General features: G+C 71.2%; 19 protein-coding genes. 10 read left to right on the forward strand and 9 right to left on the reverse strand.

What is annotated here, in order from left to right; translation table 11 throughout:
* The first annotated feature begins 4 nt into the window (after positions 1-4).
* Together ACLB9X_RS01245 and ybaK are read left to right on the forward strand one after the other, a co-directional pair.
* Complete coding sequence (locus ACLB9X_RS01245; RefSeq protein ID WP_410358284.1) at positions 5-745, forward strand: LON peptidase substrate-binding domain-containing protein; 741 nt, start codon at positions 5-7, stop codon at positions 743-745.
* 18 nt (positions 746-763) lie between these two features.
* Positions 764-1270 (forward strand): Cys-tRNA(Pro) deacylase, encoded by a 507-nt coding sequence (gene ybaK, locus ACLB9X_RS01250; protein ID WP_410358285.1) that lies wholly within the window; start codon positions 764-766, stop codon positions 1268-1270.
* Positions 1271-1700: 430 nt separating this feature from the next.
* Here ybaK and ACLB9X_RS01255 read toward each other — a convergent pair whose 3' ends face one another.
* The 4 genes from ACLB9X_RS01255 to ACLB9X_RS01270 form a co-directional block, all read right to left on the reverse strand.
* Positions 1701-2369 carry an ABC transporter permease gene (locus tag ACLB9X_RS01255; RefSeq protein ID WP_410358286.1) on the reverse strand — a complete coding sequence of 223 codons (669 nt, stop codon included), beginning with the start codon at positions 2367-2369 and terminating at the stop codon, positions 1701-1703.
* A gap of 34 nt (positions 2370-2403) precedes the next feature.
* Complete coding sequence (locus ACLB9X_RS01260; RefSeq protein ID WP_410358287.1) at positions 2404-3222, reverse strand: ABC transporter permease; 819 nt, start codon at positions 3220-3222, stop codon at positions 2404-2406.
* On the reverse strand, positions 3219-4184 hold the full coding sequence (locus ACLB9X_RS01265) for an ABC transporter ATP-binding protein (RefSeq protein ID WP_410358601.1): 966 nt from the start codon (positions 4182-4184) through the stop codon (positions 3219-3221). The genes ACLB9X_RS01260 and ACLB9X_RS01265 overlap by 4 nt, the downstream gene beginning before the upstream one ends.
* Before the next feature lie 68 nt (positions 4185-4252).
* Positions 4253-5494: an NYN domain-containing protein gene (locus ACLB9X_RS01270; RefSeq protein ID WP_410358288.1), complete on the reverse strand. Its 1242-nt coding sequence runs from the start codon at positions 5492-5494 to the stop codon at positions 4253-4255.
* A 303-nt stretch (positions 5495-5797) separates the two neighbouring features.
* Here ACLB9X_RS01270 and ACLB9X_RS01275 point away from each other — a divergent pair, with 303 nt between their 5' ends.
* Positions 5798-5968, forward strand: a complete 171-nt coding sequence (locus ACLB9X_RS01275; RefSeq protein WP_410358289.1) for a hypothetical protein — start codon at positions 5798-5800, stop codon at positions 5966-5968.
* A gap of 78 nt (positions 5969-6046) precedes the next feature.
* Here ACLB9X_RS01275 and dnaE read toward each other — a convergent pair whose 3' ends face one another.
* Complete coding sequence (dnaE, locus tag ACLB9X_RS01280; protein ID WP_410358290.1) at positions 6047-9586, reverse strand: DNA polymerase III subunit alpha; 3540 nt, start codon at positions 9584-9586, stop codon at positions 6047-6049.
* A gap of 179 nt (positions 9587-9765) precedes the next feature.
* Between dnaE and ACLB9X_RS01285 the strand changes: the two genes are divergently transcribed.
* From ACLB9X_RS01285 to ACLB9X_RS01305, 5 genes are all read left to right on the forward strand, one after another.
* Positions 9766-11127 (forward strand): DUF2252 domain-containing protein, encoded by a 1362-nt coding sequence (locus ACLB9X_RS01285; protein WP_410358291.1) that lies wholly within the window; start codon positions 9766-9768, stop codon positions 11125-11127.
* Positions 11128-11164: 37 nt separating this feature from the next.
* Positions 11165-11857 (forward strand): hypothetical protein, encoded by a 693-nt coding sequence (locus ACLB9X_RS01290; protein ID WP_410358602.1) that lies wholly within the window; start codon positions 11165-11167, stop codon positions 11855-11857.
* Positions 11858-11921: 64 nt separating this feature from the next.
* The gene (locus ACLB9X_RS01295) at positions 11922-12737 is read left to right on the forward strand and encodes a DsbA family protein (RefSeq protein ID WP_410358292.1); all 816 of its coding nucleotides are present in this window, start codon (positions 11922-11924) and stop codon (positions 12735-12737) included.
* A gap of 101 nt (positions 12738-12838) precedes the next feature.
* Positions 12839-14485 carry an alkaline phosphatase D family protein gene (locus ACLB9X_RS01300; protein ID WP_410358293.1) on the forward strand — a complete coding sequence of 549 codons (1647 nt, stop codon included), beginning with the start codon at positions 12839-12841 and terminating at the stop codon, positions 14483-14485.
* A gap of 295 nt (positions 14486-14780) precedes the next feature.
* Positions 14781-15788 (forward strand): zinc metalloprotease, encoded by a 1008-nt coding sequence (locus ACLB9X_RS01305; RefSeq protein WP_410358294.1) that lies wholly within the window; start codon positions 14781-14783, stop codon positions 15786-15788.
* A 65-nt stretch (positions 15789-15853) separates the two neighbouring features.
* Here the strand turns inward: ACLB9X_RS01305 and ACLB9X_RS01310 are convergent, their stop codons facing one another.
* A complete protein-coding gene (locus ACLB9X_RS01310; RefSeq protein WP_410358295.1) occupies positions 15854-16423 on the reverse strand; it encodes a dienelactone hydrolase family protein in 570 nt (189 codons plus the stop codon).
* 45 nt (positions 16424-16468) lie between these two features.
* On the opposite strand from ACLB9X_RS01310, the gene ACLB9X_RS01315 reads away from it, so the two are divergent.
* Both ACLB9X_RS01315 and ACLB9X_RS01320 read left to right on the forward strand, forming a co-directional pair.
* Complete coding sequence (locus ACLB9X_RS01315; protein WP_410358296.1) at positions 16469-17599, forward strand: mechanosensitive ion channel family protein; 1131 nt, start codon at positions 16469-16471, stop codon at positions 17597-17599.
* A 71-nt stretch (positions 17600-17670) separates the two neighbouring features.
* Entirely contained in the window at positions 17671-18189 is a 519-nt protein-coding gene (locus tag ACLB9X_RS01320; RefSeq protein WP_410358297.1) for an SAM-dependent methyltransferase, read from the forward strand.
* A gap of 145 nt (positions 18190-18334) precedes the next feature.
* Here the strand turns inward: ACLB9X_RS01320 and ACLB9X_RS01325 are convergent, their stop codons facing one another.
* From ACLB9X_RS01325 to lspA, 3 genes are read right to left on the reverse strand one after another with little or no spacing between them, the layout of a single operon-like run.
* Positions 18335-18814 carry a GNAT family N-acetyltransferase gene (locus ACLB9X_RS01325; protein ID WP_410358298.1) on the reverse strand — a complete coding sequence of 160 codons (480 nt, stop codon included), beginning with the start codon at positions 18812-18814 and terminating at the stop codon, positions 18335-18337.
* Complete coding sequence (locus ACLB9X_RS01330) at positions 18811-19752, reverse strand: RluA family pseudouridine synthase (RefSeq protein WP_410358299.1); 942 nt, start codon at positions 19750-19752, stop codon at positions 18811-18813. Before ACLB9X_RS01330 ends, ACLB9X_RS01325 begins: the two co-directional genes overlap by 4 nt.
* Before the next feature lie 17 nt (positions 19753-19769).
* Complete coding sequence (gene lspA / locus ACLB9X_RS01335; protein ID WP_410358300.1) at positions 19770-20330, reverse strand: signal peptidase II; 561 nt, start codon at positions 20328-20330, stop codon at positions 19770-19772.
* Positions 20331-20350 lie beyond the last annotated feature (20 nt).

The following is a 20350-nucleotide window of genomic DNA, read 5'->3' on the forward strand; positions in this document are numbered from 1 at the left end:
CGCTGTGACCACCGCTCGCCTCCCCCTCTTCCCGCTGAACTCGGTGCTGTTCCCTGGGCTCGTGCTGCCTCTGAACGTCTTCGAGGAGCGTTATCGCGCCATGATGCGCGAGCTGTTGAAGACGGAGGAGGACGAGCCGAGGCGCTTCGCCGTCGTCGCGATCCGGGACGGGCGGGAGGTGGCGCAGACCGCGCCCGGCATGCCCGACCCGACGGCGGTCGTCGAGCGCGGACCGGCCGCCGGTTTCGGGTCCGACCCGATCCAGGCGTTCCACCGGGTGGGCTGCGTCGCGGACGCGGCGACGATCCGGGAGCGGGAGGACGGCAGCTTCGAGGTCCTGGCGACCGGTACGACCCGGGTGAGGCTGCTGTCGGTGGACGCGAGCGGTCCGTTCCTGACGGCGGAGGTGGAGGACGTCCCCGAAAAGCCGGGTGACGGCGCCGGCGCGCTCGCCGAGGGCGTACTGCGGGCCTTCCGCACGTACCAGCAGCGGCTGGCGGGGGCGCGCGAGCGGACGCTCTCGACGGGGGCGGAGCTGCCGGACGAGCCCTCGGTGGTGTCGTACCTGGTCGCCGCGGCGGCGGTGCTGGACACCCCCACGAAGCAGCGGCTGCTCCAGGCGCCGGACACCGCGACGCGGCTGCGCGAGGAACTGAAGCTGCTGCGGGCGGAGACGGCGGTGCTGCGGGCCCTTCCGTCGCTGCCGATGGTGGACCTCACGCGGCAGAGGACGAGCCCCAATTGACGGGAGGGACCACTGAAGGTGGCGAAGAAGCAGAAGAAGCAGTCGGGCGGCACGGGTGGCACGCCGGCGACGGTGGCTCTGACGGCCGCGGGTACGCCGTTCACGCTCCACGCATACGACCACGATCCGTCGACGCCGTCGTACGGCGAGGAGGCGGCGGAGGCGCTCGGCGTACCGGCGGACCGCGTCTTCAAGACCCTCGTCGCGGACGTGGACGGGGTGCTGACGGTGGCGGTGGTCCCGGTCGCGGGCCAGCTCGACCTGAAGGCCCTGGCGGCGGCGGTGGGCGGCAAGCGCGCGACGATGGCGGACCCGGCGGCGGCGGAACGCACGACGGGCTACGTGCGCGGCGGCATCTCCCCACTGGGCCAGCGCAAGCGCCTCCCGACCGTGCTGGACGCGTCGGCGTCGGCGCACGAGACGATCTGCATCTCGGCGGGCCGCCGCGGGCTCGAGGTCGAGCTGTCCCCCGAGGCGCTGGCCACCCTGACGTCGGCGAAGCTGGCCCCCATCGGCCGCGCCTGACTCCCCCTCGTCGGGGCTCCGCCCCGAACCCCGCGCCTCAAACGCCGGCGGGGCTGAGATTTCCAGCCCTGAGCCCCATAGCCGGGCGGCGCTGAGCGCACGCAGCGCAGGCAGGGGCCGCCCGATACGTACGACCGCGGGCTTGGGGCGAAGCCACGACCCACGCCTGCCCGGTGCACGATGCCCGGCGCCGGGTCCGAGCCCAGCCCGCGCCCGCCACGGAGCAGGGCCGCCCGACCCGGCGGCGAAGCCGCAGGGGTCCGGGCGGAGCCAAACTGCGCCCGCCGGGCGCAAGCCCACCGGGGCACAGCCCCCGGAGTCCGGGGCTGCAGCCGCAGGGGTCCGGGGGCGGAGACCCCGGTTACGGGGTGGGGCGGGGTGGGGGAACAACCCGGGCGGGAGCGCACGGGGCCGGGGGCGGAGCCACCGGTTACGGCCAGGCGCCGTGCCGGGGCGGGGTCGGCTCGGGGTCGTGGGGGGCGAACAGGCTCGTCAGGCCCAAGTGCACCGCCATCGCCGCCAACGGCCACGCCAGCAGCGCGTTCTTCGCACCCAGTTCCAGATACGCGTCGAACGTCACGCCCTCCCCCACCTGGCGCGCATGTTCCACCACGTCCTGCGTCGGGCCGAACCAGACGCCCACGCCCCAGCCGAGCAGCGACGCCAGCAGGCCGCCGAGCGCGAGGGCCAGCACCAGGACGATCCCGCCGCGGCGGCGGTACAGGAAGACGGCCGCCGCGCTCAGCGCGCCCAGCCCGGCCGCCAGCAGCACAAACGTTCCGTCCGCGCCGATGGCCGCCTCGCCCTCCGTGTCCTTGAGGAAGACCCCGGTCTCGTTGGACACCAGCGGCACCCGCGGTGCCAGCCACAGCCACAGCAGTCCGAGCACCACACCGAGCACCGTCACGGCCACCAGCACCACGGCGCCGTCCTTGAGGTCCTTCCTCAGGTCGTCCGCCTCAGGCCCGTCCTTCCCAGTCGGCCCGTCGCCCGTCCAGGTCGCGTCCGCGGGGACGGGCCCGGTGGGCGGCGCCTGCCAGGGGTTGTCGCCCGAGGGCTGCCGGTTCGGCCGGTGAGGAGGAGTCAGCGGTGCGGTCACACCGCCATCGTGCCAGGCCCACCCGAGTGACGCCTCACCGGACTGCCGCCCGCCGGTACGCCCACGTCGCCACCGCCAGCGAGACCACGCCGACGGCCGCGCACACCGCCAGGTCCAGGCCCACCGCCGCCCAGTCGGGACGCGCGTCGAAGGTACGGGCGAGCGCCTCAACACCGTACGTGGAGGGCAGCAGGTCGCGCGCGTACGAGATCGGTCCCGGCAGCCGGTCCGCCGGGAGCACCCCGAGCAGCAGCGCCGCCGACATGCCCAGCTGGCCGAGCAGCGTGGCCAGCTCCGGGCGCGGCGCGAGCAGGCCGAGGGCCGCGCCGAGGCCGGCCAGTGCCGCGCCGGACAGCGGGATCACCGCGGCCAGCACCCACAGGTGCGTCAGCGGCAGCTGGAAGAGCACGCTGCCCGCGACCGCCGTCACGACGGTGCCCGGCACGGTGAAGGAGGCGTACGCGCCCGCCGCCCCGAGCACCACCGCCGCAGGCGGCACCGGCAGCGTGGCGTAGTGGTCGAGGCCGCCCCCGGCGCGCAGCTGCCCGAAGTACTGCGCGAGCAGGTTCAGCGCGACGAAGGCGACGACGAGGACGCTCGCGCCGGCGACGACCGCTCTCGCCTCGGTGCCGCCGTCGACGACCCCGCGCATGAGGATCATGATGCCGACGGACTGGAAGGTCGCCACGAACAGCAGCGGGATCCGGGCGACCCGTGCCCGGGACAGCTGTGCGCGGTACACCGCGGCGAGCGCCGGCAGCAGTCGCGCCCGTGGCGCGAGCGGTGCGGCCTCCTCCGGGACGGGCACAGCCCCGCGCACGGTCCTCGCCGTCGCGGCGGAGATGATGCTCACGCCTTGACCAGCCCCTTCGTCGCGTTCCCGCCGAGTGCCAAGTACACGTCCTCCAGACTCGGGGTGGCCAGCGTGAAGTCGTCGAGCGCCGCGAACGCCGCCCCGCCCGTCACCGCGGCGACCGCGGCCCGCGCCTCCTCGGGCGCGAGGCGCAGCACCCAGCGGCGGCCCGACTCCTGCGCGAAGTCCTGCAGCGCGGCGACCTCGGGGACGTCCAGCGGTGCCCGCTCGCGCCACACCAGCTCGACGCGGACCTCGCCCGCCACCCGCTCCTTGAGCCCGGAGGGGGTGTCGCAGGCGATGACGCGCCCGTGGTCGAGGACGGCGACGCGGTCGAGGACGGTCTCGGCCTCGATGACGTTGTGGGTGACGAGGAGCACGGTCACGCCGTGTTCGGCGCGCCGGCGGTCGACCGCCGCCCACACGGCACGCCGGGCGACGGGGTCCATGCCGGTCGTCGGCTCGTCGAGGACGAGGACGGGCCGCTCGCCGACGAGGGCCGCCGCGAAACAGGCGAGGCGCCGCTGGCCGCCGGACAGCTTCTTGAGGGGGCGCGCGGCGAGGGCGGTCAGTCCGAGCTCGTCGAGGACGGCGTCGCGTTCGTCGCGTGCCTGCCGTACGGTCAGCCCGCGCAGCCGCCCGGTGGTCTCGGCGGCGAGGGCGACGGTCAGTTCGTCGAGGGCGGTGGACTCCTGGCCGAGGTAGCCGACGAGCCGGGCCGCCCGCTCGGGGTGGCGCACCAGGTCGTGGCCGAGCAGTTCGACACTGCCGGAGTCGGGGCGCATGAGCCCGGTGAGCTGGCGGACGAGGGTGGACTTGCCGGCGCCGTTGGGTCCGAGCAGGCCGAAGATCTCGCCGCGCCGGACGTCGAGACTGATCCCGTCGGTGGCCCGCACCTCGGGTGTCCCGGGCGTGCCCCTTCTGCCGCGCGCGGCGGGGTACGTCTTGACCAGATCCCGCACCACGCACACCGTACTCACGAGGTACGAGACTACGGGGTCCGGCCGCCCCGGATGCCGTCGGGCCCCGACTACTCGCCCGTCGGGGCGTGCTCGGCGGCCGTTCGTACGTCGATCTCGCGCCAGAATCCCGCCCGGATGGCATAGCGGTCGTGCTCGTCGATCTGGTCGTCCTTGTGGGCGAGAAGTCCGAAACGGGCCGCGTAGCGCAGCAGTTCGCCGTCGATGCGGTGCGGGATGCGCGGGTACATGCTGGACAGGTTCTGCACATGGCCGGTCTCGGGCAGCCGTGCCATCCAGCGGCGCGCGAAGACCTGGCCGACTTCGAAGGGGTCGCCGCCGACGGTGGTGATGTCCTCCTCGCGGTCGGCCCAGCGCTGCTCGGCGCTGGTGAGCTGGGCGAGGGTGGGCAGGGATGCGCTCTCGGGCGGTTCGCCGAGGGCTCCCTGGCCGGACCGGTCGATCCAGCCCTTGTCGGAGGACCAGCGCAGGGTGGCGTTCGCGGGGGTGGGCGGCGCGGGGTGCTGGCCGGGGGCCCGCAGTCCGGCGAGGTCCTTGGGCGTGGGCACGCCCTTGGACGGGGCGGGGGCCGGTGCGGTGTCGGTGGCGGCGGACGCGGTCGGCGTGCCGTTGCGCGGGGTGGTCGCGGGTGTGGTGTCGGCGGAGGCGGCGAGCGCCGAGTCGGGCAGCGGCGCGGACAGAATGGCGGCGATCTCGGGGCGGGGCGCGGGCGGCGGGGCGCAGATGCCGGTCAGCTCCTTGGCCCGTACGGCGCGGGTGATCCAGGCCCGGTCGAGCACACGGCGTTCGTCGGCCTCGGCGACGAGGTCCTCGGACTGGTTGTAGTCGCCGTCGGCGGCCTGGACGGCCCACAGGTGGACGGCGACGCCGTGTTCCTTCGCGGACATCAGGCCGGGCAGGAGGTCGCCGTCGCCGGTGACGAGCACCACGTCGGAGCAGGCGCGGTTCCTGGCCAGTTCGGTGAGTTCGGCGTGCATGGCCGCGTCGACGCCCTTCTGGGCCCAGCGGCCGTCGCTGCGGGTCAGGGCGCCGAGCCGGACGGTGACGCGCGGCATGACGCGCAGCCTGCGGTGCTCGGGCTGGGGCACCCGGTCGGGGGCGCCGTCGAACCAGTAGATGCGGAGCAATGGGCGTTCGGTGTCGGCCTCGGCGAGGTCGCGCAGACCCTGGATGAGGGCGGAATGATCGACGGTGATCCGCGACCGCGCCGGTTCTCCCGCGAGAAGGCTCGCGGCGGCGCCCAGCAGATATCCGGCGTCCACCAGGACGACGCAGCGGTCCACGCGCTCCACCCTCTTTCGGGGACTCTTTCGGCGACGTTCCCGGGAGTCCTTCCGCGATCACCGCTCGTCCGGTGGCCGTGGGGACTCGGAGGTCGGGAAAGGTCCGGATCGGGGATTGTTCCGGGTTTCCTTCGAGTCTGCCCGACTGCCGCAGCGTTAACGGCCGGAACTCGATCATCGGCGTGGCGGGTCGTCGAGTCCAGTACTCCGGCAGGCGATTACGGTCCGCAATGATCCAAAGTGCGCTGGTTATTCCCCTATGTGAGTCTGACAGCGGCCCTGGCCCCTAGAACCCCACAGGAGGCACCGACCATGGCCAAGAACAAGAACCGCGAACGCAGTCAGAAGTCCTCGCCGGCCGAGCGCGGCCGCCAGGAGGCGACCAGGTCGTCCATGGAGGCGCAGGCCGAGCAGCGCGCGACGCAGGTGACGCCGTCCGATGTGGCCCACAAGGGCCGGCAGAAGCGCTTCGGCCACAACTGACGCTTGTGGCCAACAGAAGGGGCGCGCCCGTGACGACGGGCGCGCCCCTTCTGCGTCTCGTGTGTCCCGGCGGACGGCTCAGCCGGCCAGACAGGACGGGCCGAGCAGCACCTTGAGGTCGCCGAACAGGGCGGGATCGGGCTGGACCCGGTGCCGGTCGAGCCGGAGCACCGTGGTCTTGCGCGGACCCTGGAGCTTGATCCGCACCTCGGTGTTGCCCTTGTGGTGGCTGAGGATCTCGCCGAGGCGGCTGACCATGGGGGGAGTGACCTTGACGGTCGGGATGGTCACGACGACCGGCGCGTTGGTCCCGGCCGACGACAGGTCGGGGACCATCAGCTCCATGGCGACGAGGCGCGGGACGTCCTCCCGCTTGTCGAGCCGCCCCTTGACGAACACCACGGTGTCCTCGACGAGCTGCGTGGACACGAGCTGGTACGTCGCCGGGAAGAACATGCACTCGATGGAGCCGGCGAGGTCCTCGACGGTGGCGATGGCCCAGGCGTTGCCCTGCTTGGTCATCTTGCGCTGCAGGCCGGAGATGATGCCGCCGATGGTGACGACGGCACCGTCCGCGTGCTCGCCGCCGGTCAACTGGGAGATGGCCGCGTCCGTCTTGTCGGACAGGACGTGCTCGATGCCGAACAGCGGGTGGTCGGAGACGTAGAGACCGAGCATCTCCCGCTCCTGGGCGAGCAGGTAGGACTTCTCCCACTCGACGTCGGAGAACTCCACGTCGAGACCGAAGCCGGGCTCGCTGCTCTCCTCCTCGCCCATGCCGCCGAAGAGGTCGAACTGCCCCTCGGCCTCCTTGCGCTTGACCGCCACCACGTTGTCGATCATCGGCTCGTGGTGGGCGACCAGGCCCTTGCGGGTGTGGCCCATGGTGTCGAAGGCGCCGGCCTTGATGAGCGACTCGATGGTGCGCTTGTTGCAGACGACGGCCTCGACCTTGTCGAGGAAGTCGGGGAAGGAGCTGTACTTCCCCTTCGCCCTGCGGGTCTTGATGATCGACTCCACCACGTTGGCGCCGACGTTGCGCACGGCGGTGAGGCCGAAGAGGATCACGTCGTCGCCCTGGGCGGCGAAGTTGGACATGGACTCGTTGACGTTGGGCGGCAGGACCTTGATGCCCATGCGCCGGCACTCGTTCAGATAGACGGCCGACTTGTCCTTGTCGTCCTTGACCGAGGTGAGCAGCGCCGCCATGTACTCGGCGGGGTGGTTGGCCTTGAGGAACGCCGTCCAGTAGGAGACGAGTCCGTACGCGGCGGAGTGGGCCTTGTTGAAGGCGTATCCGGCGAAGGGGACCAGCACGTCCCACAGGGCCTGGATGGCCTCGTCGCTGTAGCCGTTCTTCCGGGCGCCCGCCTGGAAGATGGTGAAGTTCTTCGCCAGCTCGTCGGGCTTCTTCTTGCCCATGACGCGGCGGAGGATGTCGGCCTCGCCGAGCGAGTACCCGGCGATGATCTGGGCGGCCTTCTGGACCTGCTCCTGGTAGACGATCAGGCCGTAGGTGACGTCCAGGACCTCCCGGAGCGGCTCCTCCAGCTCCTGGTGGATCGGTGTGATCTCCTGCTGCTTGTTCTTGCGCAGGGCGTAGTTGGTGTGCGAGTTCATGCCCATCGGGCCCGGGCGGTAGAGCGCGGACACGGCGGAGATGTCTTCGAAGTTGTCGGGCTTCATCAGCCGCAGCAGGGACCGCATGGGGCCGCCGTCGAACTGGAAGACGCCGAGGGTGTCGCCGCGCTGGAGCAGCTCGAAGGTCTTGGGGTCGTCGAGCGGCAGGGCGAGCAGGTCGATGTCGACGCCCTTGTTGGACTTCACCATCTTGACGGCGTCGTCCATGATCGTCAGGTTGCGCAGGCCGAGGAAGTCCATCTTCAGCAGGCCGAGCGACTCGCAACTCGGGTAGTCCCACTGGGTGATGGTGACGCCGTCGGTGTGCCTGACCCACACCGGGACGTGCTCGGTAATGGTCTCGCTGGACATGATCACGCCGGCGGCGTGCACGCCCATCTGCCGGACCAGGCCCTCGACGCCCTTGGCGGTGTCGATGACCTTCTTCACGTCCGGCTCGTTCTCGTACATCCCGCGGATCTCGCCGGCCTCGCTGTAGCGGGGGTGCGAGGGGTCGGTGATGCCGTTGAGGTCGATGCCCTTGCCGAGGACGTCGGCGGGCATGGCCTTGGTGAGCCGGTCGCCCATCGCGTACGGGTAGCCCAGCACGCGGGCGGAGTCCTTGATCGCGTTCTTCGCCTTGATCTTGCCGTACGTGCCGATCATGGCGACCTTGTCGGCGCCGTACTTCTCGGTCACGTACCTGATCACCTCGACGCGCCTGCGCTCGTCGAAGTCGATGTCGACATCGGGCATGGAGACGCGCTCGGGGTTGAGGAAGCGCTCGAAGATCAGACCGTGCGGGATGGGGTCGAGGTCGGTGATGCCCATGGCGTACGCGACGATCGAACCGGCCGCGGAGCCTCGGCCCGGGCCCACCGCGATGCCCTGGTTCTTGGCCCACATGATGAAGTCGGCGACGACGAGGAAGTACCCCGGGAACCCCATCTGGATGATGACGTCCATCTCGTAGTCCGCCTGCTGCTGGCGGTCCTCGGGGATGCCGCCGGGGAAGCGGCGGTGCATGCCGCGCTGGACTTCCTCCTTGAACCAGGTGACCTCGGTGTGGCCCTCGGGGATGTCGAACTTCGGCATGAGGTCGCGCTTCTCGAACATGCCGGTGGTGTCGACCTGCTCGGCCACCAGGAGGGTGTTGCGGCAGCCCTCCTGCCAGGCGTCCGAGGAGTCGATCGCGTACATCTCGTCGGTCGACTTCAGGTAGTAGCCGGTGCCGTCGAACTTGAAGCGGTCGGGGTCGGAGAGGTTCTTGCCGGTCTGGATGCACAGCAGCGCGTCATGGGCGCCGGCCTCGTGGGCGTACGTGTAGTGCGAGTCGTTGGTGACCAGCGGCGGGATGCCGAGCTTCTTGCCGATCTCCAGCAGACCGTCGCGGACCCGGCGCTCGATCTCGATGCCGTGGTCCATCAGCTCCAGGAAGTACCGGTCCTTGCCGAAGATGTCCTGGTACTCGGAGGCGGACTTGAGGGCCTCGTCGAACTGGCCGAGGCGCAGTCGGGTCTGGAGCTCTCCGGAGGGGCAGCCGGTGGAGGCGATCAGGCCCTCGGACCACTGGGCGATGGTCTCCTTGTCCATACGCGGCCACTTCTGCAGCCAGCCCTCCGCGTACGCGTCGGAGGAGAGGCGGAAGAGGTTGTGCAGGCCCGTCGCGTTCGCCGCCCAGATGGTCTTGTGGGTGTAACCACCGGAACCGGAGACGTCGTCCCGCTTCTGGTGCGGCTGGCCCCACAGGATCTTGCGCTTGTTCCGCCGGGACTCGGGAGCGACATAGGCCTCGATGCCGATGATCGGCGTGACCCCGGCCTTCTTCGCGGAGTGGAAGAAGTCGTACGCCCCGTGGAGGTTGCCGTGGTCGGACATGGCGATGTGGGTCATGCCCATCTCGTTGCACGCGTCGAACATGTCCTTGAGCCGCGCGGCACCGTCCAGCAGCGAGTACTGGGTGTGGACGTGGAGGTGCGTGAAGGGCGGCTTGGTCACGGCGGCGGGCCTCCGGGCTGCGGTCTTCCTGAGGGGCTGCCCCCCAGACCCCCGCTTTGGGGGACAGCGTGGAAGTCTACGTCGCGGGACTGACACCCGGCGGGCACTCCTGCGTACGGTCACGCGTTGGACGGGGCGGAAAAGCAGTCCGTTTGTCATGCACCAGGAGGCACTCCGCGATGCCGGTCCCGCAGCCCACCGCCGAACAGCGCGGCGAAAAGATCCTCGCCGTCTTCGACACCGCTTTCGGCGAGCTCCTGGCCGCCGACCCGGCCGCCTTCAAGGTCAAGTTCCGCAAGATGGCGGCCTCCGCCTTCGCGTTCTACCGGGGCACGGCCTGCCTTTTCTACAGCGACCTGGAGGGCGAGCTCGACGGGCGGAGCGGCGGGAGCACCGTCGACAGCGGGCCCTTCCTGGACGAGCGCACCAGCCGGGTGTGGATCCACGGCGATCTCCACGCGGAGAACTTCGGCACCTACATGGACGCCAACGGCCGCCTGATCTTCAACGTCAACGACTTCGACGAGGCCTACGTCGGCCCCTTCACCTGGGACCTCAAGCGCCTGGCCGCCTCGCTCGCCCTGATCGGCTACACCAAGGCGCTCAGCGACGTGCAGATCACCGACCTGGTGCGGATCTGTGCCGCCGCCTACCGCGAGCGCGTCCACGCCCTCGCGACGGGTGCGAAGAACGACGAGCTGCCCCCGTTCACCCTCGACACCGCCGACGGCCCCCTGCTCCGGGCGCTGCGCACGGCGCGTTCGCTCACCCGGTTCTCGCTGCTGGAGTCGATGACGGAGATCCGCGACTTCGAGCGCCGGTTCGCCGCGGGCGGCGGCTCGATCGAGCTGGACGCGGCCACCCGGTACAAGGTGCTCGCCGCCTTCGACGGCTACTTGGAGACGCTGCCGGAGTCGAGCCTGACCCGGCCCGACTCCTACCGGGTCAAGGACGTGGTGGGCCGGCGCGGCATCGGCATCGGCTCGGCGGGCCTCCCCTCGTACAACATCCTCCTGGAGGGCAACAGCGACGCCCTGGAGAACGATGTCGTGATCTACATGAAGCAGGCCCAGACGCCGGCCGTCTCCCGCCACATCACCGACCCCGCCGTCCGCGGCTACTTCCAGCACGAGGGCCACCGCACGGTGATCTCGCAGCGCGCGCTCCAGGACCACGCCGACCCGTGGCTGGGCTGGACGGAGCTGGACGGCTCGGGCCAGCTGGTCGCCGAGGTCTCCCCGTACGCGGTGGACCTGGACTGGTCGGACATCGACGACCCGGTGCAGATCGCCGCCGTCGTGGCCGACCTCGGCCGGGCGACGGCGACGATGCACGCGGCGGCGGACGACGAGAGCGGGCACTCGCTGGTGCCGTTCTCCACCGAGCGCGCCATCGACGCGGCGATCGCGGCGGACGAGGACGGCTTCATCGACCTGCTGGTCTCCTTCGCGCACGAGTACGGCGCCCGGGCGCGCGCCGACCACCAGATCTTCGTGGACCTGTTCCGCAACGGCAGGATCCCCGGCCTGCGGGCCCTTTAGGGATCTCTCAAAGGAAGGCGTGGCACACTCACCGGCGATGGACATATCGGGGACGCGGCTCAAGGCGCTGCGGGCGGCGGTCTTCACGGCACTGGTCGTGACGCTGTCCGCCGCTTCCCATGTGCTGCTCTCGGGGGCCCCGCTCCCGCTGGCCACCGTCGCCGCGCTCGCGGCCGCCGTCTTCGCCGTCGCCTACGCGCTGTCGGGCGAGGAGCGCGGTTTCGGGCGGATCGCCGCGCTGCTGATCCCGCTGGAGCTGGCCGCCGACACGGTCTTCACCGCGGGCCAGCACGCGTGTTACGGGGCCGCCGGCGGCCCGGTCACCGGGCCGCTGCGCTCGGTCGGCCTCGACGTGCTGTGCGGCGGCGCCATCGGCGCCCGGCTGCCGGGCGTCGCGCCGGGCGCGGAGGCAGCCGGCCTCGACGGCGTGCTGGAGTCGCCCGGCCCCGCCGTGCCCTGGCTGCTGCTCGCCGCCCATGTCTCGGTCGGCCTGCTCGCCGCGGCCTGGCTGCGGCGGGGCGAGGCGGCGCTCGCCGCCCTTCTGCGCTCGGTGGGGACCTTCGCCTTCCGCCCCCTGCTGCTCGCGGTCGCCGCGATGTGCGGCACCGAGGGCGCCCCGCGCACGACGGGCGGCCGGGGCCACCGCGAGCCCCGCTCCTCCCGCGCGCGCCTGCTGGTGCACTCCGTCGGACGGAGGGGACCCCCGCGTCCGGTCGCGCTCTGCGCGTGAACCGCGCTGTGCGCGCCCGGCCGGAAGTCCCCTGTGTTACCCCGTCCCCATGGAGTGAATGATCATGAGCAAGCGCAACAGCCAGGCCAACAAGGCGGCGGCCCGTGAGCGGATGCGCCTGGAGCGCGAGCGCCAGGCCAAGAAGGACAGGATGCGCCGGCAGCTGATCGTCGCCGGCACGGGCGTGCTGGTTCTGGCGATCGCCGGTGGTGCCGGCTACGGCATCATGCAGGCCACCAAGCCCTCCCAGTGGGAGGCGGCGGCCGACGAGACCAACGTCACCGCCCCGAAGAACACCGAGGGCAAGGACGGCACGACCGTCGTCATCGGCAAGGCGGACGCGAAGAAGACGCTGGAGCTGTACGAGGACTCCCGCTGCCCGGTCTGTGCGACCTTCGAGCAGGCGATAGGCGAGACGATCGAGAAGGACGTCGACGCCGGCAAGTACAGGATCAGGTACATCGGCGCCACCTTCATCGACGACGCCACCAACGGCGAGGGCTCCAAGAACGCGCTGAGCGCGCTCGGCGCGGCGCTGAACGTGAGCCCCGACGCCTTCCTCGCCTACAAGTCGGCGCTGTACTCGGCCCAGTTCCACCCGGAGGAGAACGACGACAAGTTCGCCAAGGACTCCTACCTCCTCGAGGTCGCCGGCTCGGTGCCCGCCCTGAAGAACAACAGCGAGTTCAAGAAGAACGTCGAGGACGGGACCTTCGACGCCTGGGCGATGAAGATGTCGAAGACCTTCGACGACAGCGGCGTGGGCGGCACGCCGACGCTGAGGATGGACGGCAAGAAGATCACCGCCGAGGGCAGCGACAACGCGCCCATGACGGTGGAGCAGTACACCGCGGCGATCGACAAGGCCCTCAAGGGCTGAGCACACCTGCGGCGGGCCGTAGTTGACCGCTTTCGGACGGGCGGGCGAACTTTCCGTGTTTGCCCGCCCGTTCGGCGTACCGATCAGTAATCTGATCGGCCGTGACCAGTCGAATCTCCTCAACCCCCAGTCGCCGCACGGTCGTCAAGGCCGCTGCCGCCACCGCTGTCGCCGCTCCCGCACTCGCGGCCGCAGCGACCCCCGCCGCCGCGGCGGACCAGACCCCCTCCTTCCGCCACGGCGTCGCGTCGGGCGACCCGCTGCCCGACGGCGTCCTGCTGTGGACGCGGGTCACGCCGAGCGCGGACGCCGTGCCCGGCTCCGGCAGGGGCGCGGACACACCGGTGGTCTGGGAGGTCGCACAGGACAGGGACTTCGGGCTGGTCGTCGCCCGGGGCCGCGCCGTCTCCCGGGCCGCCTCGGACCACACCGTCAAGGCGGACGTCCGGGGTCTGCGCCCGGCGACCACCTACTGGTTCCGGTTCACGGCCGGTTCCGCCGTCTCCCCGGTCGGCCGCACGCGTACGGCTCCGGCGGTCGACGCCGCCGCGGCGGGGGTGCGCTTCGGCGTGGTCTCCTGCGCCAACTGGGAGTCCGGCTGGTTCTCCGCGTACCGCCATCTCGCCACCCGCCCGGACCTCGACGCGGTCCTGCATCTCGGCGACTACATCTACGAGTACGCCACGGGCGGCTACCCGGCCGAGGAGTACGTCGTCCGGCAGCACGAGCCGAGACACGAGATCACCGAGCTCGCCGACTACCGCCTGCGGCACGCCACGTACAAGTCGGACGCCGATTTGCAGGCGCTCCACGCCGCGCATCCGCTGATCGCGATATGGGACGACCACGAGCTCGCCAACGACGCCTGGTCGGGCGGTGCGGAGAACCACACGCCGGGCGCCGAGGGTGCCTGGGCGGCGCGGGTGGCGGCGGCCAAGCAGGCCTACTTCGAGTGGATGCCGGTGCGCGCGTCCACCGAGGGCACCGTGTACCGCAGGCTGCGGTTCGGCAAACTGGCCGATCTGCACCTGCTTGACCTGCGCTCGTTCCGCTCGCAGCAGTCGGGCATCGGCAACGGCGACGTCGACGACCCGGACCGCACGATCACCGGCCGGGCGCAGCTGGACTGGCTGAAGGCGGGCCTGGCGTCCTCGGAGGCCTCCTGGAAGCTGGTCGGCACCTCGGTGATGATCTCGCCGGTCGCCTTCGGCTCCCTGCCGGCGCATCTGCTCGGGCCGCTCGCCGAGCTGCTGGGGCTGCCGCAGGAGGGGCTGGCGATCAACGTCGACCAGTGGGACGGCTACACGGACGACCGCAAGGAGCTGCTGGCCCACCTGACGCGGCACGGGGTACGGAACACCGTCTTCCTCACCGGCGACATCCACATGGCCTGGGCCAACGACGTGCCGGTCAAGGCCGCCACGTACCCGCTGTCCGCGTCGGCGGCGACCGAGTTCGTGGTGACGTCGGTGACCTCGGACAACCTGGACGACATCCTCCACGTGGCGCCGGGAACGGTCTCGCTGGTCGCGCAGGCCGCGATCCGGGCGGCCAACCGCCATGTGAAGTGGGTGGACATGGACGCGCACGGCTACGGGGTCCTGGACGTGACGGCCGAGCGGACGCAGATGGACTACTTCACCATCTCCGACCGGACGAACCCTGACGCAACGTCCGCGTGGTCGCGCTCCTACCGCACGCTGAGCGGAACGCAGAAGGTCGAGCGCGTGAACCAGCCGGTGCGCTGAGGCAATCGAGGGGCTGTTTTCAGCCACTCGCCACTCTGTTAACAGAAGATCACACCGCTACGACGGGTGGTGCCGTCCGCACCATGAATGCGGACACACCACCCGTCGTCGTCATGCCCATCGTTACGCGCAGATCTCATGTGCCGGACATGGCCGAAACTTTTCTCCCCGATGTCCGTAATCACCCCACGATTGATTGGGCTTGATCGATCCTCATCAAGATCTGACATGCACCCGTAATCTCCCCGCGGTGGCCAGGAAAGGCCCCCACCACCACCCCCCGCGAGGAGACGTCATGCGTGCTCTTGCCCGTATATCCCCCCGTCTGCGCCACCGCGCAGTCGGTACGGCGATCACGGCCGGAACCCTGGCCATCGCGCCGCTCTCCGCCCCCGGCAGCGTCGCCGCCCCCAAGTCGGCCGTCACCGCGGCGACTTCGGCCGAGAAGTGCGTCGAGGACACGCACGAGCACGAGAGCGCCACCGCTCGCGAGACGCGCCCCGGTGCCGGCCACGTCAATGAGCCCAACGAGGTCACCGAGGCCAAGGCGAAGGCCATGGACGCCGACCTGAAGAAGAGACTCGACGCGGCGCGCACCAGTGCCCGCGGCATGACCACCGCCGCCGCGGTGAACATCCCGGTCTACTTCCACGTCATCCACGACGGTGAGAAGGGCAAGCTGACGAGCGCCCAGATCAGCAGCCAGATGGCGGTCCTCAACTCGGCCTTCGCCGGCCAGGGCACCGGAAACGTCGACTCGGGCTTCCAGTTCACGCTGGCCGGCACCGACTACTCGAACAACCCGGCCTGGTACAACCTGGCCTCAGGCTCCACCGCCGAGAAGGAGATGAAGTCCACCCTCCGCCAGGGCGGCGCCGGCGCGCTCAACTTCTACACCGCCAACCTCAGCGGCGGCCTGCTCGGCTGGGCGACCTTCCCGTCCTCGTACAACTCCAACCCGTCGATGGACGGTGTGGTCGTCCTCGACGCCTCGCTGCCCGGCGGCACCGCCACCAACTACGACGAGGGCGACACCGCCACCCACGAAGTCGGCCACTGGATGGGCCTGTACCACACCTTCCAGGGCGGCTGCAACGGCAACGGCGACTACGTGAGCGACACCCCGGCCGAGAAGAGCGCCGCCTACCAGTGCCCGACCGGCCGTGACACCTGCGCCAGCAAGCCCGGCGTGGACCCGATCCACAACTTCATGGACTACACGTACGACGCGTGCATGTACCAGTTCACCTCCGGCCAAGTGCAGCGCATGAAGGACCACTGGACGGCGTACCGCGCCGGCTGACACCTCTCGCGCCCGGGCACGGTGCGGCCCTTCCGCCGCACCGTGCCCGACGCCGGGTCAGGTCGTCAGAGTGAGTCGAGGAAGCCGAGGGCGGTCCGCCAGGTCCGCTCTGCGGCTTCCTCGTCGTAGTCGGGCAGATCGGGGTCCGTGTACAGGTGGCCCGCGCCCGCGTAGCGGTGGACCTCCACGTCCGCGCCCGCCCGCCGCATCCCCAGGTACCACGTGTTCAGCCAGTCGTCGGGCTCGAAGCAGTCGGGGTCCGCGACGTGCAGCTGGACGGGCAGGCCGTCCGCCGACGCGCCCTCCGCGATGTCGGAGGTGCCGTGCAGCAACAGCAGCCCGCGGGCCTTCTCGTCGCCCAGCGCGAGGTTCTGCGCGATCGCGCCGCCGAGCGAGAAGCCGGCATAGACCAGCCCCTGGTCGGAATGGGGCGCCGCGGCGTGGATCGCCCGCCGCAGCAACTCGTCCGTGCCGATCCTCTCCTTCAGCTCCCTGGCCTCCTCCACGGTCTCGGCGGTTTGCCCGTCGAACAGGTCGGGCACGCGAACCTCGTGCCCGGCGGCACGCAGCCGGTCGGCGGCCGCGTGCACCGCCGCGCGCCCACCGAAGGTCGAATGGAACAGGATGATGTTCATCCCTCCATCCTCCCAGCCGCCTTCGCCCCACGGAGATCAGGAGACATGGAGAACGTACTGCGCCCGTTGACCGTCGTCGGCGGATCGGTGGTGCTGACGCTGCTCGTCGGCTGGGCGGTCGACAGGCTGCTGTGCCGCGTGGACGACCGCCACCCCGAGACCCCGCTGTGGGGCATGCTGCGCCGCTGCCGTCTGCCGTTGCAGGTCGTGCTCCTCGGCGGACTGCTGCGTGCGTCGTACGGCGAGATCCACCAGCCGCTCGTGCGCGAGCGCAGCGCGGGCATGGGGCACGTCCTGTCGCTGGTGCTCATCGGGGCCAGTGCGTGGCTGGTGACCCGGATCGTGTCGGCCGCGGTGGAGTCGACGTACGCGCGCTACGCGTCCTCGACGAGGGACCCGGCGCGGGTCCGCCGGGTGCGCACGCAGGTCACGCTGATCATGCGCATCGTCACCGCGGTGGTGGCCGTGATGGCGGTCGCCGCGATGCTGCTGACCTTCCCCGGCATGGAGAGGGTGGGCACCTCGATGCTGGCCTCCGCGGGCATCATCGGCATCGTCGCGGGCGTGGCCGCGCAGTCGACGCTGGGCAACCTGTTCGCCGGCTTCCAGATCGCGTTCGGCGACATGGTGCGCATCGGCGACACCGTGGTGGTGGACGGCGAGTGGGGCGTGGTCGAGGAGGTGACCCTCACCTTCCTGGCCGTGCGGACCTGGGACGAGCGGCGGATCACCATGCCCGTGTCGTACTTCACCAGCAAGCCGTTCGAGAACTGGTCGCGCGGCGGCGCCCGGATGACGGGCACCGTCTTCTTCCACCTGGACCACTCGGCGCCGGTGGCGCTGATGCGGGAGAAGCTGCGGGAGATCCTGGAGGACTGCCCCGCCTGGGACCACCGCGACTGGAGCCTCGCCGTCACCGACACCACGCCCAGCACGATCCAGGTGCGGGCGGTGGTGACGGCGAAGGACGCCGACGACATCTGGACGGCGCGGTGCACGGTCCGCGAGCAGATGGTGGCCTGGCTGTGCGAGAAGCACCCCTACGCGCTGCCGCGCATCGCCACGTCGGCGGCCTCGCTGCCGCCGTCGGGCCAGTGGCCCGCGCACCCGTCGGCACCGGTGCCCGGCCCCGTCCCCGCACAGGACGACAGGGCCCCGCGCACGGGCCGCGGCTGACGCCGGCCCCGTCCGGGCGGCCCGTGGCGCGGCGGCTGTCCCCACGGCGAGGACGTCCCTACCCTGGGCGCGTGACCTCTGTGCCGCAGCGCCTCGCCTGGGCGGTCGAACAGCTCGACGTACGGCCGGACGACCGGGTGCTGGAGATCGGCTGCGGCCCCGGCGTCGCGCTCGAACTGGTCGCGGAGCGTCTGACCACCGGCACCGTCACCGCGATCGACCGCTCCGCGCACGCCGTCGACGCGGCCCGCCGGCGCAACCGCGCGCACATCACGGACGGCCGCGCCGAGGTACGGCAGCTCGCCCTCGACGAACTGCCGCCCGCCGGCTACCGTTTCGACAAGATCTTCGCCGTGAACGTCAACGTCTTCTGGACGTCCGCCGCCGACCGCGAAGTGGCCCTGCTGCGCGGCCTGCTGACCCCCGGCGGCACGTTGTCGCTCTTCTACGAGCCCCCGGAGCCCGGCAGGGCGCGCGAGCTGGAAGACATCCTCCTGCCCAAGCTCACCTGGCCCGGTGCGACCACGGTGATTTCGACGGGCCGGACGCACCGCTCCACGCTGCTCGGCGTCCAGGTCACCGTGGCCTGACGAGGCCGCCGCGGCCCGGCGCGGCGGCGGAGTTCGCCGCGGGGTGTGCACGTCCAGGTGCCGCGGCACCCGCTCCGGGTCCGCGCCCGGTTCGTTGTGGGCCGACAGCACCTCGTGGCGCGCGGCGTCTCCCGCTGGACGTTGCTCAGGAACGCAGGTCGCGCCGCATGGACCGGTGCGGTATCCCGGCGTCCTGGAACTCGGCGCCGTACGCCTCGTAGCCGAGCCGCTCGTAGAAGCCCAGTGCGTGGGTCTGGGCGTGCAGGTCGACCGCGGCAAGACCCCGCTCCCGCGCCGCGTCCTCGATGGCGCGCACCAGCGCCACGCCCACGCCGTGCCCGCGCACGTCCCTGGTCACGGCAAGCCGTCCGAGCGAGCCGACCGTGAGGTCACCGCCGGTCCGGCCGGCGGCGGCCGGACCGTGCAGCAGCCGGCCGGTGCCCAGCGGCACACCGTCCGCGCGGACCGCGAGGACGTGGACGGTGCCCGCGTCCTCGGCGTCGTGGGCGTCGTACTCGATGTCCTCGGGCACCCGCTGCTCGGCGACGAAGACCTGCTTGCGGACGGCGAAGCACGCCTCGCGGTCCTCGGGGCCGACCGCGACCCGCACCGTGTACGCGGTCACGCGCTCTCCGCGGCGATCGTGTCGAGGGCCTGCTGGAGGTCGTCCGGGTACTTGCTCGCGAACTCGACCCACTGCCCGTCCGACGGGTGCTCGAAGCCGAGCCGCACCGCGTGCAGCCACTGCCGGGTCAGCCGGAGGCGCTTGGCCATCGTGGGGTCGGCGCCGTACGTCAGGTCCCCGACGCAGGGGTGGCGGTGGGCCGCCATGTGCACCCGGATCTGGTGCGTGCGGCCCGTCTCCAGCTTGATGTCCAGCAGCGACGCCGCCCGGAACGCCTCGATGAGGTCGTAGTGCGTCACCGACGGCTTGCCGTCCGCCGTGACCGCCCACTTGTAGTCCAAGGTGGGGTGCCGGCCGATCGGGGCGTCGATGGTGCCGCTCAGCGGGTCGGGGTGGCCCTGCACGAGCGCGTGGTAGCGCTTGTCGACCGTACGGTCCCGGAACTGCTGCTTGAGCACGGTGTACGCCCGCTCCGACTTGGCGACCACCATCAGCCCGGAGGTGCCGACGTCGAGCCGGTGCACGATGCCCTGGCGCTCGGCGGCGCCCGAGGTCGAGATGCGGTAGCCGGCCGCGGCGAGCCCGCCGATCACGGTGGTCCCGGTCCAGCCGGGGCTCGGGTGCGCGGCCACGCCGACCGGCTTCATGATCACGACGATGTCGTCGTCGTCGTGCACGATCTCCATGCCCTCGACGGGCTCGGCCACGATCTGCACCGGCGCGGGCGCCTGGGGCATCTCGACCTCGAGCCAGGCGCCACCGCGCACCCGCTCGGACTTGCCGACGACCGAGCCGTCGACCTGCACCTTCCCGGCAGCGGCGAGCTCGGCCGCCTTCGTACGGGAGAACCCGAACATACGGGAGATGGCGGCGTCGACGCGCTCGCCCTCCAGGCCGTCGGGTACGGGCAGGGTGCGGATCTCGGGAAGCGTACTCACCCGTCGAGTATGCCTTGTCAGTCCTTGTGGACGGTCCCGTCGGGGTCCAGGCCCCGGAACGACAGCAGCACGATGAGCACACCGCCGCAGACGATCGCGGAGTCGGCGAGGTTGAAGACGGCGAAGTGCGCGGGCGCGATGAAGTCGACGACCGCGCCCTCGAAGACGCCGGGCGAGCGGAAGATCCGGTCGGTGAGGTTGCCCAGCGCGCCGCCGAGCAGCAGGCCGAGCGCGATCGCCCAGGGCAGGCTGTACAGCTTGCGCGCCAGCCGGACGATCACGACGATCACGCTCGCCGCGATGAAGGTGAAGATGATCGTGAAGGCCTCGCCCATGCCGAAGGCGGCGCCGGGATTGCGCACCGCCTCGAACTTCAGCAGGTCGCCGATGATCTCGATCGGCGCGTGGTGCTCCAGCTTCTCCACCACGATGATCTTGCTGACCAGGTCCAGCAGATAGGCCACGAGGGCCACGGCGAACAGCGCGAGGACCCTGCGCCTGCGCTGGGGCTGCTCGGCAGGTGCCGCCGCCTCGTCGTCAACATCTGGCGTACCGATGATGCGCTCCGCCTCTGCCACGTGAGTCCCTCAACCTAGGT

The sequence above is a fragment of the Streptomyces sp. 5K101 genome, from assembly GCF_046506645.1.
Classification (GTDB): domain Bacteria; phylum Actinomycetota; class Actinomycetes; order Streptomycetales; family Streptomycetaceae; genus Streptomyces.